This window comes from Pseudomonas sp. SHLD1 (assembly GCF_028640935.1).
Taxonomy (GTDB): domain Bacteria; phylum Pseudomonadota; class Gammaproteobacteria; order Pseudomonadales; family Pseudomonadaceae; genus Chryseomonas; species Chryseomonas aestiva.
The window spans coordinates 101,154-115,221 of the sequence record NZ_JAQZAD010000035.1 but is presented as its reverse complement, the minus strand read 5'-3'; the positions used below and the strand labels follow the sequence as shown (position 1 = coordinate 115,221).

Below are 14,068 nucleotides of genomic sequence, written 5' to 3'. Positions count from 1 at the left end.
GCGTTGAAACACCCGGGCTAGACCAGCACCGGCAAGGCGCGCTCCGGGCCCAGCCGCGTACACCAGTCGACCACCACCGTCTGGCTCAGGGCCACCACCGCCTCGCTCAGCGCTAGGCCGGCACCGCCATGCCAGCTGGCCTGGACGTCGAAGGGCGGCGGCCCGGCCAGCGGCAAAGGCATCAGGCTGCCACGGGCCACTTCCTCGATCACCAGGGCCGGCGGCAGGGCGCCGATGCCGAAGCCCTCGCCCATCAGCTTGATGATCGCCGCCACCGAGTTGATGCAGCAGACCCGCGGCTCGGCGATGCCCTCGCGCTGCAGGAGGCCGAGGATGTCCTGGTGCGGTCGCGAATGGCGGGAAAAGGTGATCAGGCGCTCGCCAGCCAGCTCGGCCAGATTGGCGTAGGGGCGCGCCAGATGGCTGTCGCTGGCCACCAGCCAGCGCACCGGATAGCTGGCCAGGTGCAGGTTGCGGATGCCCTCGGCGCGCAGGAGATCGGTCTGGAAGATGAGGTCGAGCTGCCCCCGCGCCAGTTGCTCGGCCAGATTCAGCGCCGTGTCCGCGGTCAGTTCCAGCTCGATGGCCGGATAGGTCTGGGTGACCGCGGCGATCAGCTGGTCCAGCCAGCTGTGGATCACCGTATCCATCACGCCGATGCGCAGGCGACCCTCCAGGGTCTGGCCATGGCCCAGGGCCTCGTGCAGCTCGCGCTGGGTGGCCAGCATCCGCTCGGCGTAGCCCAGTACCCGATGACCCTCGGCGGTCAGGCTCACGCCGCGGGAATCGCGCAGGAACAGTTGCACGCCCAGCTCGCTCTCCAGCACGGCGATGCGACTGGAGATGGCGGCCTGGGTGGTGGACAGCTTTTCCGCCGTCAGGCGGAAACTGCCCAGGCGGGCGACCCAGACGAAGGTATCGAGAAAGCGCAGATTCATGGGGACCTCGACAAGGCTATCCCGCCACTTTACCCCCACCAGCCGCCTTGTCTGCCCCGCTTTTCCCTATCGGCGGCGAACAGTTTTATTTGCTGGACGCCACCTCCACCGGCGGCGAAAGATGCCAGCCGGCGTTATGCCACATGACGCCCGACAACAATAACGAGCCGTGCCGCGGGCACTGCCTGGATCAGCCGAAGCCGCCCACGGCTTCCTACCGTCCGCCGCACCGTCTGCCCGGAGCGCGGTGGACCCGCTGGAGACATCCACCTATGCAAACCACCGTCAACCTCTGGCCGCTGCTGGGCGTGCTGGTCATCGTGGTCGGCTTCGTGCTGAGGTTCAATCCGCTGCTGGTGGTCGCCCTGGCCGCCGTGGCCACCGGGATCGCCGCCCAGTTCAGCCCCGAGGCGCTGCTCGCCGCCATCGGCACCGGCTTCATCAAGGCGCGCGCCCTGCCGCTGATCATCCTGCTGCCGCTGGCGGTGATCGGCCTACTCGAACGCCACGGCCTGCGCCTGCATGCGCAGAACTGGATCGCGCGCTTTCGCAACGCCACCGTCGGCCGCCTGCTGATCTTCTATCTCTTCGTCCGCGAGACCACCGCCGCCCTGGGGCTGACCAGCCTCGGCGGCCATCCGCAGATGGTGCGACCGCTGCTGGCGCCCATGGCCGAAGGCACCGCCGAAAAGATACATGGCCGCCTGCCCGAGGCCCTGCGTCAGCGGTTGCTGGCCTTTTGCGCCGCCACCGACAATGTCGGGCTGTTCTTTGGCGAGGACATCTTCGTCGCCTTTGGCGCCATCGCCCTGATGCACACCTTCCTGCTCGGCGCCGGACTCGATGTCGAACCGCTGCACATCGCGCTCTGGGGCATTCCCACGGCCCTTTGCGCCTTCCTCATCCATGCCCTGCGCCTGCACCGCTTCGATCGCCAGCTCTACCGCGAGCTGACCGCGCGCAAGGAGGTGCAGCCATGATCCTGTCGATCCAGTACCTGTTCTGGCTGGCCGGCGCCATCCTGGCGCTGACCGCGGTCATGACCCTGGCCGATCGTCACCACCCCAAGCGCTGGACCAGCGGCCTGTTCTGGGGCCTGTTCAGCCTGGTCTTCCTGATCGGCGATCGACTGCCGCCGGCCTGGGTGGGCGCCGGGGTGCTGCTGATGGCGGTGCTGGCCGGCTGCGGTGCGGTGGGCAGCGGTCATCACGTGACTCGCCCGGAGCGCGAGACCCGCGCCAGCGCCGGCCGCCTGGGCAATCGCCTGTTCATTCCGGCGCTGGCCATTCCGGTGGTGACGGTGATCGGCAGCGTGCTGCTCAAGGACGTGCAGATCGCCGGCCTGCCGTTGCTCGACCCGAAGAATGTCACCTTCGTCTCCCTCGGCCTGGGCGCCCTGGTGGCCCTGGCGCTGGCCTGCTGGCTGACCCGCGACACCCCGATCCAGGCGATGCGCGAATCGCGCCGCCTGACCGATGCCCTGGGCTGGTCGCTGGTGCTGCCCCAGGCGCTGGCCATGCTCGGCCTGGTCTTCACCGACGCCGGCGTCGGCAAGGCGGTGGCGCACCTGGCCACTGCCTACGTGGCCCTCGACCTGCGCCTGGTGGCGGTGGTGGTCTATGTGGTGGGCATGGCCGCCTTCACCGTCATCATGGGCAACGGCTTCGCCGCTTTCCCGGTGATGACCGGCGGCATCGGCGTACCGGTGCTGGTGGGCGTCTACCACGCCGATCCGGCGGTGATGGCCGCCATCGGCATGTTCTCCGGCTATTGCGGCACCCTGATGACGCCCATGGCGGCCAACTTCAACATCGTGCCCGCGGCCCTGCTGGAACTGGACGACAAGAACGCCGTGATCAAGGCCCAGGTCCCCACCGCCCTGGCGGTGCTGGCCTGTAACGTGGTGCTGCTCTATCTGCTGATGTGAGGTATCTCATGACCCTGCTGCTCACCGGTTTCGCGCCCTTTGGCGGCGAGGCCCTCAACCCTTCCTGGGAGGCCGTGCGCCGGCTGGATGGAGAGCGCCTTGGCGACCTGCCCGTGGTCGCGGCGCAACTGCCGACCGAATTCGGCAAGGCGCTCGAGGCGCTGGATGAGCTGCTCGACCGCCATCGCCCGACCCTGGTGGTGGCGGTCGGCCAGGCCGGCGGGCGGGCCGAGCTGTCGCTGGAGCGCATCGCCATCAACGTCGACGACGCCCGCATCCCCGACAATGCCGGACGCCAGCCGATCGACGAGCCGGTGGTGGCCGGCGGCCCCGCGGCCTACTTCAGCACCCTGCCGATCAAGGCCATGACCCGGGTCCTGCGCGACGCCGGCATCCCCGCGGCGGTGTCCCAGACCGCCGGTACCTTCGTCTGCAACCACGTCTTCTACGGCCTGCAGCATCGTCTGCAGGACACCGGGGTACGCGGCGGCTTCATCCATATCCCCTATCTGCCGGCCCAGGCCGCACACCAGCCCGGGGCGCCGTCCATGGCCCTGGAGACCCTGGTCGCCGGCCTGCGCCTGGCGCTGACCTGCGCGGCGACCACCCAGGCGGACCTCCGCGAAGGCGGCGGCCAACTGGACTGACGCCCGCAGGAGCTGCGGCGGAGGACCACCCGGGCCGGCTGTCCTACAATGCGTCCTCCGCCGCCGCTGCGATTAGCTCATGTCCACCCTGCTTGCCGACTGGCGTCATCCCCTGCTGCACCGTCGCGTCTGGGCCCTGGCCGCGCCGATGATCCTGTCCAATCTCAGCGTGCCGCTGGTGACCCTGGTCGACAGCGCCATCGCCGGCCATCTGCCCGAAGCCCGTCAGCTCGCCACGGTGGCCATGGGCGGCGCCTTCTACACCGCCCTGCTCGGCATCCTCGGCTTCCTGCGCATGGGCACCACCGGTTTCGCCGCCCAGGCCAGCGGGCGGCGCGACGGCGCCGCCCTGCGCCAGATCCTCCTGCAGGCCGGCCTGCTCGGACTGGGCCTGTCGGTGCTCCTGCTGCTGGCCGCCAGCCTGGCACTGGAACCGCTGCTCGCCTGGCTTGGCCTGGATCCCGCCTTCGCCGACCTGGCCGCGCGCTTCCTGCACCTGCGCCTGCTCGGCCTGCCCGCGGCGCTGCTCAGCTACGCGGTGATCGGCTGGCTGCTCGGCACCCAGGATGCGCGCACGCCGCTGGTGCTGCTGCTCACCACCAATGTCCTGAACCTGCTGCTGGTGACCGGCTTCGTGCTGGGCCTCGGCGCCAGGGTGCAGGGCATCGCCCTGGCGTCGGTCCTGGCGGAATGGAGCGGCATGCTGCTCGGCCTCTGGCTGGTGCTGCGCCGTCTGCGGCTGTGGCCCGGCCGGATCGACCATCCGGCACTGCGCCGCCTCGCCAGCTGGCGGCCGCTGCTGGCGGTCAATCGCGACATCTTCATCCGCTCCCTGGCGCTGCAGGCGGTGTTCCTGCTGTTCGCCGCCCAGGGCGCCCAGCTGGGCGAGACCACAGTGGCGGTCAACGCCCTGCTGCTCAATGGCCTGCTGGTCACCGCCTTCGCCCTCGACGGCCTCGCCCATGCGGTGGAGGCCCTGGCCGGCCATGCCCTCGGCGCCCGCGAGGGCGCCACCCTGCGCCGGGTGCTGGTGATCGCCGGTGGCTGGTCGCTGCTGGCCAGTCTCGGCTTCGCCGTGGCCTTCGCGCTGGGCGGCGATCTGTTCGTCGCCCTGCAGAGCGACATCGCCGCGGTGCGCCAGGCAGCCCACGCCTACCTGCCCTATCTGGCCGTGCTGCCGCTGATCGCCATGGTCAGCTACCTGCTGGACGGCCTCTTCATCGGCGCCACCCGCGCCCGGGAGATGCGCAACTCGATGCTGCTGGCCCTGCTGCTGGCGCTGCCGCTCGGCGGCTTGCTGCGCGGCCTCGGCAATCACGGCCTGTGGCTGGCCTTTCTCGCCTTCATGGCGCTGCGCGGGCTGATCTCCGCGCTGCTCGCCTGGCGCCTGGCCCGCCGCGAAGGCTGGCTCAGCGATGGCGGCAGTGGCTGAGGTTGCGGAACCGCCGGGGCGGCGCTCCCCTCAAAGTCGGACATCCCCTGCCGAGAGCGCTGCCATGAGCGAAGACACCCGCGATCAGGAACCCCTGGACACCCCCGCCGACGGCGACGACGTCCCCGAGCACCAGAAGCCGGAAAACCTGGAAAAGCTCAAGGATTACGGCAAGGACCAGATTCCACCCGGCATCGCCTGACGCCAATCCTGAACCCCTCGACAAAAGCCGTCGACAGCGGTGGCAAAGCCCCGGCGGAGCTCTTAGCATCCGTCGGGTTGAGTGGGCCCCAGGGCCTTCGTGAAGGGAATCCAGATCACCATGACCGTCAGGTCCTACCTGTCGCCTTTCCTTGCGCCCCTGTTGGCGCTGCTGGTGCTCGTCCCCGCGCCGGCCCGGGCCGTGGACGGCTACGCCGGCATCGCCTTCGGTACCGACCAGAAAGCCTTTCTGGCGAAAAAGCTCTGCACCTTCCAGCCGCGCAAGATCGACGTGGTCGGCGTCGACTATTTCGAGTGCACCGACCTCGGCTTCGCCGGTGAAAAGGTCGAGGCCGGCGCCTTCTTCATCGATGGCCGCTTCCTGCGCCTGTCCATCGTCACGCCCCTGGCGCAGTCCTTTCTGATTGCCGAAGGCCTCACCCAGAAGTACGGCAAACCCTCCTCCCAGTCGTCGGCCGCGGCCTTCGAGCGCCTGACCCAGGACGACAATGCCCAGGCCTATCTGGCCTTCGATCACGACACCGTCGTCTACAAGTTCAGCGCCCAGGCGGCGCGCAAGAAGCAGGTCCTGCTGATCTATACCTCGCCGCGCTACGAGCCCCTGCTCAAGGAGAAGCAGCTGCAGTTCGTCAAAGACTCTCTCTAAACATCCGGTTACAGCTCGTCGGACAATTGCCCTTCGGGCGGCCAAAGTGTCGTCCCGGTCACGCATCGCCGGAAACAGGCCATGAACAATGGCAGATAGCCACGGTCAGAACGCGGGCAAGGAGCCCCTTCCTGTAACCGGCTACTTACGGACGTCGTTCCTTCGGGAGTCCTACCATGACCGAACCTGTCGCAACGCGCGCCCTGGCGTCGCAGCGTCCCTGCTTTCGTTTGCCCCAGTGCTTTGGCCTCAGCTGCACAGGTTCTCTTTTGAAAAGGATCATTCAATGAACACTCGCAATCTCTGGGTCGACTATGCCAAGGCCATTGGCATCGTGCTGGTCGTCTATGGCCACGTCGTCCGCGGCCTGCTCAACGCCGGCATCCTGCAGGACGCCGAATTCCACGGCCTGGTGGACAGCGTCATCTACAGCTTCCACATGCCGCTGTTCTTCTTCCTGTCCGGCCTGTTCTTCTACAACTCCTTCGTCAAGCGCGGCACCGGCGGCCTGCTGGTGAACAAGATCGACACCATCGTCTATCCCTTCCTGGTGTGGTCGCTGCTGCAGGGTTCGGTCGAGGCGCTGATGTCGCGCTACACCAATGGCGGTGTCAGCTTCAGCGAAGTCCTGATGGTCTGGGAGCCGCGCCAGCAGTTCTGGTTCCTCTATGCGCTGTTCCTGGTGTTCTGCCTGGCCATGCTTGCCTATCGCTGGGCCAAGCCGATGGCGTTCTTTGCCGTGTTCGCCTTTGGCGCCCTGGTCTATCTGTTCCAGAACGCCGGCCCGGAAGACTTCTTCTTCACCTTCACCGCGCAGAACTTCGTCTTCTTCGCCTTCGGCGTCTGGTTCAACAACTTCAAGCAGGCCATCGAGGAACAGGCCGGCCGCGTGATGCTGGGTTCGGGTCTGCTGTTCGTGGTGCTCGAATACTGGTTCCACGGCCTGCTGGGCCTGGTCTACACCGATCGCGGCCTGGCCACCCTGGTTCTGGCGCTGAACGGCATCATCTTCGTCAGCGCCACCTGCATGGTGCTGGCGCAGCGGCCGCTGCAATGGGTGCTGACCCTGGGCGCGCTGTCCATGCCGATCTATGTGATGCACGTGCTGAGCGGCAGTGGCGCACGCATCATCCTGAGCAAGGGCCTGCACATCAACGACGGGCTGCTGCACATCATCGCCGGTTGCGCCTTCGGCATCCTGGTGCCGGTGGCCATCGCCAAGCTGCTGGAAGCCCGCGGCATCAACGGTCTGTTCGAGGCGCCGGCGTGGATCTCCGCCCGGCGGTGGCTTCGGCCCAAAGCAGAAACCCCCCGCCCCGCCATCTGAGTGACGGCGCCGGCCAGGGCGCCCCGCGCGCCCGGCCGGAGCAGGTGACCTCACCGGTCACCGCGCAAGGCCCAACAAAAAACCCGCTACCAGTTGCCTGGTAGCGGGTTTTTCATTGGCTGAAGCCCTGGGGCTTCAGCCGCTGGCGCGGATCACTGGCTGGCCAGCACCTGGCCGTTCTTCACTTCCAGTTGCTTGCCCGGCTCGTGGTCCATGCGGACCTGGCCGATCTTGCCATCCAGCAGGTACTTGACGTCATAGCCGACCACCTGGTCTTTGCTGTCATTGACCGTGCTGCAGCGGGTCTGGCTGGTGGTGTAGGTGTCGCGGTTCTGCATGTATTCCTGACCCTTGTTGCCGGCGTAGCCACCGCCGACGGCACCGGCGATGGTCGCCAGGGTCTTGCCGCTGCCATTGCCGACCTGGTTGCCCAGCAGACCGCCGACGACCGCGCCTACGGCGGTCCCGGCGATCTGGTGCTGGTCCTGAACCGGCCGCCGATGCGTCACCGCGACCTCCTTGCAGACCTCGCGCGGGGTCTTGACCGTTTCCTTGACCGGCTGGACGGCGACGACCTCGGCGTACTGAGGCCCGCGGTCGACGAAACTGTACGCCACGGCGCCACCTGCGGTGGCGACGATGGCTCCCAGAACCGTACCTACGAGCATCGATTTGTTCACTACAACCTCCTGACTACTCTGTCATAGCGGGCACCTGGCCCTTTGCCATGCCTGGGACATCAGGGACGCTCGTCGAGTTCCTTGGCTTGCGGGGGAATCAGATCCTCGCTCTTCAGGTCCAGCCAGATCAGCACCACGTTGGCGATGTAGATCGACGAGTAGGTACCGGCCAGCACACCGATGAACAGCGCCAGCGAGAAGCCGAACAGGTTGTCGCCGCCAAAGAACAGCAGCGCCGCCACGGCCAGCAGGGTGGAGATCGAGGTCGCCAGGGTGCGCAGCAGGGTCTGGGTGGTCGAGACGTTGATGTTCTCGATCAGACTGGCCTTGCGCAGTACCCGGAAGTTCTCCCGCACCCGGTCGAACACCACGATGGTGTCGTTGAGCGAGTAGCCGATGATGGCCAGGACCGCCGCCAGCACCGTCAGGTCGAAGGTGATCTGGAAGAACGACAGCAGACCCAGGGTCACCACCACGTCGTGCACCAGGGAAATGATGGCGCCCACGGCGAACTTCCACTGGAAGCGGAAGGCAACATAGAGCAGCACGCCTCCCAGGGCCAGCAGCATGCCCAGGCCGCCCTGGTCACGCAGTTCCTCGCCCACCTGCGGACCGACGAATTCGGTACGGGTCAGGGAGAAGCGCTCGGTGCTCGCTTTCTGCAGCGCGCCGGTCACCTGCTGGCCCAGCTGCGGGTTGTCACCCGGCATCCGTACCAGCACATCGGTGGTGGCGCCGAAACTCTGTACCACGGCTTCTCCGAAGCCGGCGCCCTGCAATTCCTGACGGATCTTGCCAAGGTCGGCCGGCTGCTCGTAGCGCAGCTCGATCAGGGTACCGCCGGTGAAATCCAGGCCGAAGTTCAGCCCCTTGTAGAACCAGCTGAACAACGCCAGAACGGTCAGGAGCGCGGTGATGGCGAACGCGATATTGCGTACGCCCATGAAGTTGATGGTCTTTTTCATCGCCGCGTCCTCAAATCCACAGCTTCTTGACGTTCCGGCCGCCATAAATCAGGTTGACCATGGCACGGGTCACGAAGATGGCGGTGAACAGGGAGGTGAAGATACCCAGCGACATGGTCACGGCGAAGCCCTTGACCGGCCCGGTGCCCATGGCGAACAGGATGGCGCCCACCAGCAGGGTCGTCAGGTTGGAGTCCAGGATCGCCGTGAAGGCGCGACTGAAGCCCTCATGGATGGCGCGCTGGATCGGCATGCCGTTGGCGATCTCTTCGCGGATCCGCGAGAAGATCAGTACGTTGGCGTCCACCGCCTGGCCCATGGTCAGGACGATACCGGCGATACCGGGCAGGGTCAGGGTGGCATGCAGGATGGACATCAGGGCCATCAGCAAGACCATGTTGAAGCCCAGCGCGATGGTCGCCAGCAGCCCGAAGAAGCGGTAGATGGCGATCAGGAACAGCGAGACGAAGACCATGCCCCACAGCGAGGCATCGATGCCCTTCTCGATGTTGTCGGCGCCCAGGCTCGGACCGAGGGTGCGTTCCTCGGCGAAGTACATGGGCGCGGCCAGGCCACCGGCACGCAGCAGCAGCGCCAGTTCCGAGGCCTCGCCCGAGCCGTTCAGGCCGGTGATGCGGAAGCTGTTGCCCAGGGCCGACTGAATGGTCGCCAGGCTGATGATGCGCCGCTCTTCCTCGAAGCCGGGCACCGCCACTTCCTTCTGCACGCCATCCACGGTCTGGGTGGTGTAGCGGGTGACCGGACGCTGCTCGATGAACACCACGGCCATGCTGCGGCCGACGTTGCTGCGGGTGGCGCGGTTGATCAGATCGCCACCATGGCCATCCAGGCGGATGTTGACCTGGGGCCGACCGTTTTCGTCGAAGCTGGCCGAGGCATCGGTGACCTGGTCACCGGTGATGATGACGTTACGCTCCAGCGGCACCGCCGGGCGACCGGGCTCGCGGAATTCGAAGCTCTCGGTGGAGGCGCGCGGGGTGTCCGCGGTGGCGGCCAGGCGGAATTCCAGGTTGGCGGTCTTGCCGAGGATGCGCTTGGCTTCGGCGGTGTCCTGCACGCCCGGCAGCTCGACCACGATGCGGTCGGCGCCCTGGCGCTGCACCAGCGGCTCGGCCACGCCCAGTTCATTGACCCGGTTGCGCACCGTGGTCAGATTCTGGGTGACGGCATAGTTGCGGATCTCGCGCAGCTTGGCCTCGGTCAGCTGCAGCCGCAGCACCTGCAGGTCGCCCCGGGTATCGGTGGTCAGCTCGAAATCGGTGTAGTTCTTGCGGATCAGGCTCTGCGCCTGCTGCAGGTCGGCGGCGTCGGTGAAGCCGAGCTGCAGGGCACCGTTCTGGTCGGGCATGCTGCGATAGCGCACCTTCTCGCGACGCAGCAGGGTCTTGACCTCGTTGTCATAGACCTTCAGGCGCGCATCCACGGCCTTGTCCATGTCCACCGCCAACAGGAAGTGCACACCGCCGGACAGGTCCAGGCCGAGCTTCATGGGGCTGGCGCCCAGCTTGCGCAGCCACTGCGGCGTGGTGGGCGCCAGGTTCAGGGCGACCACGAAGTCGTCGCCGAGGGTACGGCGGACCACTTCCTGGGCCGGCAGCTGATCGTCGGCGCGCGTCAGACGGATCAGCACCCGGCTGCCATTGGCATTGAGATCGCTGGACTTCACGGCGAGCTTCGCCTGCGCCAGGGCCGCGTCTACACGCTGGACCTCGGCGGGGGTCACCGCGCGTTCGGTGCTGGAAGCGCTGATCTGCAGGGCCGGATCGTCGGGGTACAGATTAGGGACCGAATAGATGGCGCCCACGACCAGTACGGCCAGGATCAGCAGGTACTTCCAGAGGGGATATTTGTTGAGCATGACACCGCCCGAGATAAAGGCGGGGCGCCTTGCGCGCCCCGATATTAGCTAGATTGAGGAAGGCTCAGAGGGCCTTCAGGGTGCCCTTCGGCAGGGTTGCCGCGATGGCGCCCTTCTGGAATTTCAGTTCGACGTTGTCGGACACTTCCAGCACCACGAACTCGTCGGTGACCTTGTTGATGCGGCCGGCGATACCACCGGTGGTCACCACTTCGTCACCCTTCTGCAAGCCGCCGATCAGGTTCTTGTGATCCTTGGTGCGCTTGGCCTGGGGACGCCAGATCAGGAAATAGAAGATCACCACGAAGCCGATCAGGAAGATGAACTGAATGTATTCACCTCCCGGTGCAGCGTTGGCGGCCGGCGCGGCAGCTTCCTGGGCCTGGGCCGTGGAAATCAGAAAACTCATTGCACTACTCCTTGCAGAGTTGGATGACGGAAAAAGAAGAGATGCCGGGGGTCGCTCGTAGCCGTTCCGACCGCTTCGGGACCCCGCTCACGCACCCGGCGAAGGACGCGCGAGCGCCGTTTCGCCTGGACGATCGGACAGGGGCTTTCAGCGGTCGAGCGGCGGCGTAGGCAGGCCGCGCCGTGCATAGAAGGCGTCCACAAAGTCGGCCAATTTACCCTCTTGGATAGCCTGGCGCAAACCGGCCATCACGCGCTGGTAATACCGCAGGTTGTGGATCGTATTCAGCATACTCCCCAGCATTTCCCCGCATTTATCCAGATGGTGCAGGTAGGCCCGGGAGAAGTGTTTGCAGGTGTAACAGTCGCAGGTCGGATCCAGCGGCGTCTCGTCATGACGGTGCATGGCGTTGCGCAGCTTGAGCACACCGGTGTCGATGAACAGATGGCCGTTGCGCGCGTTGCGGGTGGGCATCACGCAATCGAACATGTCGACGCCACGGCGCACGCCTTCCACCAGGTCTTCCGGCTTGCCCACGCCCATCAGGTAGCGCGGCTTGTCCGCCGGCAGATGCGGTGGCAGGAAGTCCAGCACCCGGATCATCTCTTCCTTGGGCTCGCCCACCGACAGGCCGCCGATGGCGTAGCCGTCGAAGCCGATGCCTTCCAGCCCCTCCAGGGATCTCAGGCGCAGCTCTTCGTGCATGCCGCCCTGGACGATGCCGAACAGCGCCGAGGGATTGTCGCCATGGGCTTCGCGGGAGCGCTTGGCCCAGCGCAGCGACAGCTCCATGGAGCGGCGCGCGGTGTCGAAATCCGCCGGATAAGGCGTGCACTCGTCGAAGATCATCACGATGTCCGAGCCCAGCGCACGCTGCACCGCCATGGATTCCTCAGGCCCCATGAAGACCTTGGCGCCGTCCACCGGGGAGGCGAAATAGACGCCCTCTTCCTTGATCTTGCGCAGCGCGCCCAGGCTGAACACCTGGAAGCCGCCGGAATCGGTGAGGATCGGCCCCTGCCACTGCATGAAGTCGTGCAGGTCGCCATGGCGCTGGATCACCTCGGTCCCGGGCCGCAGCCAGAGGTGGAAGGTGTTGCCAAGGATGATCTGGGCGCCAATGTCGGCGACGCTGTCGGGCAGCATGCCCTTGACCGTGCCGTAGGTACCGACCGGCATGAAGGCCGGGGTCTCGACCACGCCACGGGGAAAGGTCAGGCGACCGCGACGGGCCTTGCCTTCGGTGGCCAGCAATTCGAAATTCATGAAACTCATATCAGCTCTCCGGGCCCTGGGCCCCGGGATTGCGGGTGATGAACATGGCGTCGCCATAACTGAAGAAGCGATAGCCCTCGGCCACGGCCGTCGCATAGGCGGCCATGGCCTCGCGGTAACCGGCGAAGGCCGACACCAGCATCAGCAGGGTCGACTCGGGCAGGTGGAAGTTGGTCACCAGCGCATCGACCACGTGGAAGGGCCGACCGGGATAGAGAAAGATGTCCGTCTCGCCGGCGAAGGCCTTGAGCTCACCGTCACGGGCGGCGCTTTCCAGCGAACGCACGCTGGTGGTGCCGACGGCGATCACCCGACCACCCCGGGCGCGGCAGGCGGCCACGGCATCCACCACGGCCTGGTCGACCTGCAGCCACTCGCGGTGCATGTGGTGGTCTTCGATGCGCTCGACCCGCACCGGCTGGAAGGTGCCGGCACCGACGTGCAGGGTGACGAAGGCGGTCGCCACGCCCTTGGCGCGGATGGCGTCCAGCAGCGGCTCGTCGAAGTGCAATCCGGCGGTGGGCGCGGCCACCGCGCCGGCATTGCGCGCATAGACGGTCTGGTAGCGCTCGCGATCCTCGGCCTCGTCGGGCCGGTCGATATAGGGCGGCAGCGGCATGTGGCCGACCCGCTCCAGCAGCGGCAGCACCGGCTCGGCGAATTTCAGCTCGAACAGGGCCTCGTGGCGCGCCACCATCTCGGCCTCGGCACCGCCGTCGATGAGGATGCGGCTGCCCGGCTTGGGCGACTTGCTGGACCGCACATGGGCCAGCACCCGCTCTTCGTCCAGCACCCGCTCCACCAGGATCTCCAGCTTGCCGCCACTGCCCTTCTGGCCGAACAGCCGCGCCGGTATCACCCGGGTGTCGTTGAACACCATCAGGTCGCCGGGCCGCAGATAGCCCAGCAGATCGGCGAAATGGCGATGACTCAGCTCGCCGCTGGGCCCGTCGAGCACCAGCAATCGACTGCCGCGGCGCTCGGCCAGCGGATGACGGGCGATGAGGGATTCGGGAAGGTCGAAATGGAAGTCGGCGACGTGCATGGCAGGTAGATCTCGAAAGGCCGCACAGCTTACCGGAAGCGACCTTTTTCACCAAAGCACTTTGGATTGACCGGGCCTGCCCGCGTCCCTATACTCCGCCGCCATTGCCCCGGTGGCGGAACCGGTAGACGCGGCGGATTCAAAATCCGTTTCCGAAAGGAGTGGGAGTTCGAGTCTCCCCCGGGGCACCAAGCTGTACCTTCCAGGCCGCCTTCGAGAGGCATGGAAACTGAAGAAACCGCCCATTGAGGCGGTTTTTTTGTGTCTGGCAATCGACCGTGCAGGCGTTGGTATCGCCGGGCCATCTGCCGTCTTGCAGCAAAAGACTCTGTCTCTCGTAGCAGCGACTAGACTGCCCTGACCGGCGCGCCAGCGTCTCGTCCAGCGCAGGGCGAGCGCCCCTGGAGCCGGCCCCTCACTAACCGGAGCCAACCGATGATCAGACTCGTCGTTGTCGCTGCACTCCTGCTGGTTGGCGGCTGCGCCGCCAAGGTCACCTCCTCCGCGGATCAGACGCCGATTCCCGTCTATGCCGATGCCAGAAGCACGCTGGTGGTGCTGTTCAAGGCCGATGCCAAGGTTCAGGCCAACGAAAAATGGCCGCTGCTGAAGAGCGAATGACTGGAGGCCCTGCGTACCCGCGGCCAGGCCAAGGGGCTGCAGGTCCTGACCGAGC

Annotated in this window: 15 protein-coding genes and 1 tRNA gene; 9 read left to right on the top strand and 7 right to left on the bottom strand. The window is 66.4% G+C overall.

Annotation, left to right across the window (positions count from 1 at the left end; genetic code table 11):
* Positions 1-17: 17 nt before the first annotated feature.
* Positions 18-938 carry a LysR family transcriptional regulator gene (locus tag PVZ77_RS24180; RefSeq protein ID WP_273808574.1) on the bottom strand — a complete coding sequence of 307 codons (921 nt, stop codon included), beginning with the start codon at positions 936-938 and terminating at the stop codon, positions 18-20.
* A 272-nt stretch (positions 939-1,210) separates the two neighbouring features.
* Here PVZ77_RS24180 and PVZ77_RS24175 point away from each other — a divergent pair, with 272 nt between their 5' ends.
* From PVZ77_RS24175 to PVZ77_RS24145, 7 genes are all read left to right on the top strand, one after another.
* Positions 1,211-1,918 (top strand): DUF969 domain-containing protein, encoded by a 708-nt coding sequence (locus PVZ77_RS24175; RefSeq protein ID WP_273808573.1) that lies wholly within the window; start codon positions 1,211-1,213, stop codon positions 1,916-1,918.
* On the top strand, positions 1,915-2,865 hold the full coding sequence (locus tag PVZ77_RS24170; RefSeq protein ID WP_017642536.1) for a DUF979 domain-containing protein: 951 nt from the start codon (positions 1,915-1,917) through the stop codon (positions 2,863-2,865). The genes PVZ77_RS24175 and PVZ77_RS24170 overlap by 4 nt, the downstream gene beginning before the upstream one ends.
* 8 nt (positions 2,866-2,873) lie before the next feature.
* Positions 2,874-3,512 carry a pyroglutamyl-peptidase I gene (gene pcp, locus PVZ77_RS24165; protein ID WP_273808572.1) on the top strand — a complete coding sequence of 213 codons (639 nt, stop codon included), beginning with the start codon at positions 2,874-2,876 and terminating at the stop codon, positions 3,510-3,512.
* A gap of 79 nt (positions 3,513-3,591) precedes the next feature.
* A complete protein-coding gene (locus PVZ77_RS24160; RefSeq protein WP_273808571.1) occupies positions 3,592-4,944 on the top strand; it encodes an MATE family efflux transporter in 1,353 nt (450 codons plus the stop codon).
* A gap of 64 nt (positions 4,945-5,008) precedes the next feature.
* On the top strand, positions 5,009-5,146 hold the full coding sequence (locus PVZ77_RS24155) for a hypothetical protein (RefSeq protein ID WP_007159685.1): 138 nt from the start codon (positions 5,009-5,011) through the stop codon (positions 5,144-5,146).
* A gap of 120 nt (positions 5,147-5,266) precedes the next feature.
* Positions 5,267-5,812, top strand: a complete 546-nt coding sequence (locus PVZ77_RS24150) for a hypothetical protein (RefSeq protein ID WP_273808570.1) — start codon at positions 5,267-5,269, stop codon at positions 5,810-5,812.
* 286 nt (positions 5,813-6,098) lie between these two features.
* Positions 6,099-7,139: an acyltransferase family protein gene (locus tag PVZ77_RS24145; protein WP_273808569.1), complete on the top strand. Its 1,041-nt coding sequence runs from the start codon at positions 6,099-6,101 to the stop codon at positions 7,137-7,139.
* A 152-nt stretch (positions 7,140-7,291) separates the two neighbouring features.
* Here PVZ77_RS24145 and PVZ77_RS24140 read toward each other — a convergent pair whose 3' ends face one another.
* From PVZ77_RS24140 to queA, 6 genes are all read right to left on the bottom strand, one after another.
* Positions 7,292-7,819, bottom strand: a complete 528-nt coding sequence (locus PVZ77_RS24140) for a glycine zipper 2TM domain-containing protein (protein WP_133863139.1) — start codon at positions 7,817-7,819, stop codon at positions 7,292-7,294.
* Positions 7,820-7,878: 59 nt separating this feature from the next.
* Positions 7,879-8,784 carry a protein translocase subunit SecF gene (gene secF / locus PVZ77_RS24135; RefSeq protein WP_273808568.1) on the bottom strand — a complete coding sequence of 302 codons (906 nt, stop codon included), beginning with the start codon at positions 8,782-8,784 and terminating at the stop codon, positions 7,879-7,881.
* A 10-nt stretch (positions 8,785-8,794) separates the two neighbouring features.
* On the bottom strand, positions 8,795-10,663 hold the full coding sequence (gene secD / locus PVZ77_RS24130) for a protein translocase subunit SecD (protein ID WP_273808566.1): 1,869 nt from the start codon (positions 10,661-10,663) through the stop codon (positions 8,795-8,797).
* A 64-nt stretch (positions 10,664-10,727) separates the two neighbouring features.
* Entirely contained in the window at positions 10,728-11,072 is a 345-nt protein-coding gene (gene yajC / locus PVZ77_RS24125; protein ID WP_007162951.1) for a preprotein translocase subunit YajC, read from the bottom strand.
* Positions 11,073-11,219: 147 nt separating this feature from the next.
* Positions 11,220-12,338 carry a tRNA guanosine(34) transglycosylase Tgt gene (gene tgt, locus PVZ77_RS24120; RefSeq protein ID WP_273808866.1) on the bottom strand — a complete coding sequence of 373 codons (1,119 nt, stop codon included), beginning with the start codon at positions 12,336-12,338 and terminating at the stop codon, positions 11,220-11,222.
* Between the two features lie 10 nt (positions 12,339-12,348).
* The gene (gene queA / locus PVZ77_RS24115) at positions 12,349-13,392 is read right to left on the bottom strand and encodes a tRNA preQ1(34) S-adenosylmethionine ribosyltransferase-isomerase QueA (RefSeq protein WP_273808562.1); all 1,044 of its coding nucleotides are present in this window, start codon (positions 13,390-13,392) and stop codon (positions 12,349-12,351) included.
* 106 nt (positions 13,393-13,498) lie between these two features.
* On the opposite strand from queA, the gene PVZ77_RS24110 reads away from it, so the two are divergent.
* Positions 13,499-13,583: transfer RNA gene (locus tag PVZ77_RS24110), tRNA-Leu, on the top strand.
* 244 nt (positions 13,584-13,827) lie between these two features.
* A complete protein-coding gene (locus PVZ77_RS24105; RefSeq protein ID WP_273808561.1) occupies positions 13,828-14,013 on the top strand; it encodes a hypothetical protein in 186 nt (61 codons plus the stop codon).
* Positions 14,014-14,068: the final 55 nt, after the last annotated feature.

What these genes read in the sequence shown, in the direction of transcription:
- yajC (WP_007162951.1), bottom strand. Translation starts at nt 11,072, where the DNA reads ATGAGTTTTCTGATTTCCACGGCCCAGGCCCAGGAAGCTGCCGCGCCG.
- PVZ77_RS24105 (WP_273808561.1), top strand. Translation starts at nt 13,828, where the DNA reads ATGATCAGACTCGTCGTTGTCGCTGCACTCCTGCTGGTTGGCGGCTGC.
- PVZ77_RS24170 (WP_017642536.1), top strand. Translation starts at nt 1,915, where the DNA reads ATGATCCTGTCGATCCAGTACCTGTTCTGGCTGGCCGGCGCCATCCTG.
- PVZ77_RS24175 (WP_273808573.1), top strand. Translation starts at nt 1,211, where the DNA reads ATGCAAACCACCGTCAACCTCTGGCCGCTGCTGGGCGTGCTGGTCATC.
- PVZ77_RS24160 (WP_273808571.1), top strand. Translation starts at nt 3,592, where the DNA reads ATGTCCACCCTGCTTGCCGACTGGCGTCATCCCCTGCTGCACCGTCGC.
- PVZ77_RS24150 (WP_273808570.1), top strand. Translation starts at nt 5,267, where the DNA reads ATGACCGTCAGGTCCTACCTGTCGCCTTTCCTTGCGCCCCTGTTGGCG.
- PVZ77_RS24155 (WP_007159685.1), top strand. Translation starts at nt 5,009, where the DNA reads ATGAGCGAAGACACCCGCGATCAGGAACCCCTGGACACCCCCGCCGAC.
- pcp (WP_273808572.1), top strand. Translation starts at nt 2,874, where the DNA reads ATGACCCTGCTGCTCACCGGTTTCGCGCCCTTTGGCGGCGAGGCCCTC.
- PVZ77_RS24180 (WP_273808574.1), bottom strand. Translation starts at nt 938, where the DNA reads ATGAATCTGCGCTTTCTCGATACCTTCGTCTGGGTCGCCCGCCTGGGC.
- PVZ77_RS24145 (WP_273808569.1), top strand. Translation starts at nt 6,099, where the DNA reads ATGAACACTCGCAATCTCTGGGTCGACTATGCCAAGGCCATTGGCATC.
- secD (WP_273808566.1), bottom strand. Translation starts at nt 10,663, where the DNA reads ATGCTCAACAAATATCCCCTCTGGAAGTACCTGCTGATCCTGGCCGTA.
- secF (WP_273808568.1), bottom strand. Translation starts at nt 8,784, where the DNA reads ATGAAAAAGACCATCAACTTCATGGGCGTACGCAATATCGCGTTCGCC.
- tgt (WP_273808866.1), bottom strand. Translation starts at nt 12,338, where the DNA reads ATGAATTTCGAATTGCTGGCCACCGAAGGCAAGGCCCGTCGCGGTCGC.
- queA (WP_273808562.1), bottom strand. Translation starts at nt 13,392, where the DNA reads ATGCACGTCGCCGACTTCCATTTCGACCTTCCCGAATCCCTCATCGCC.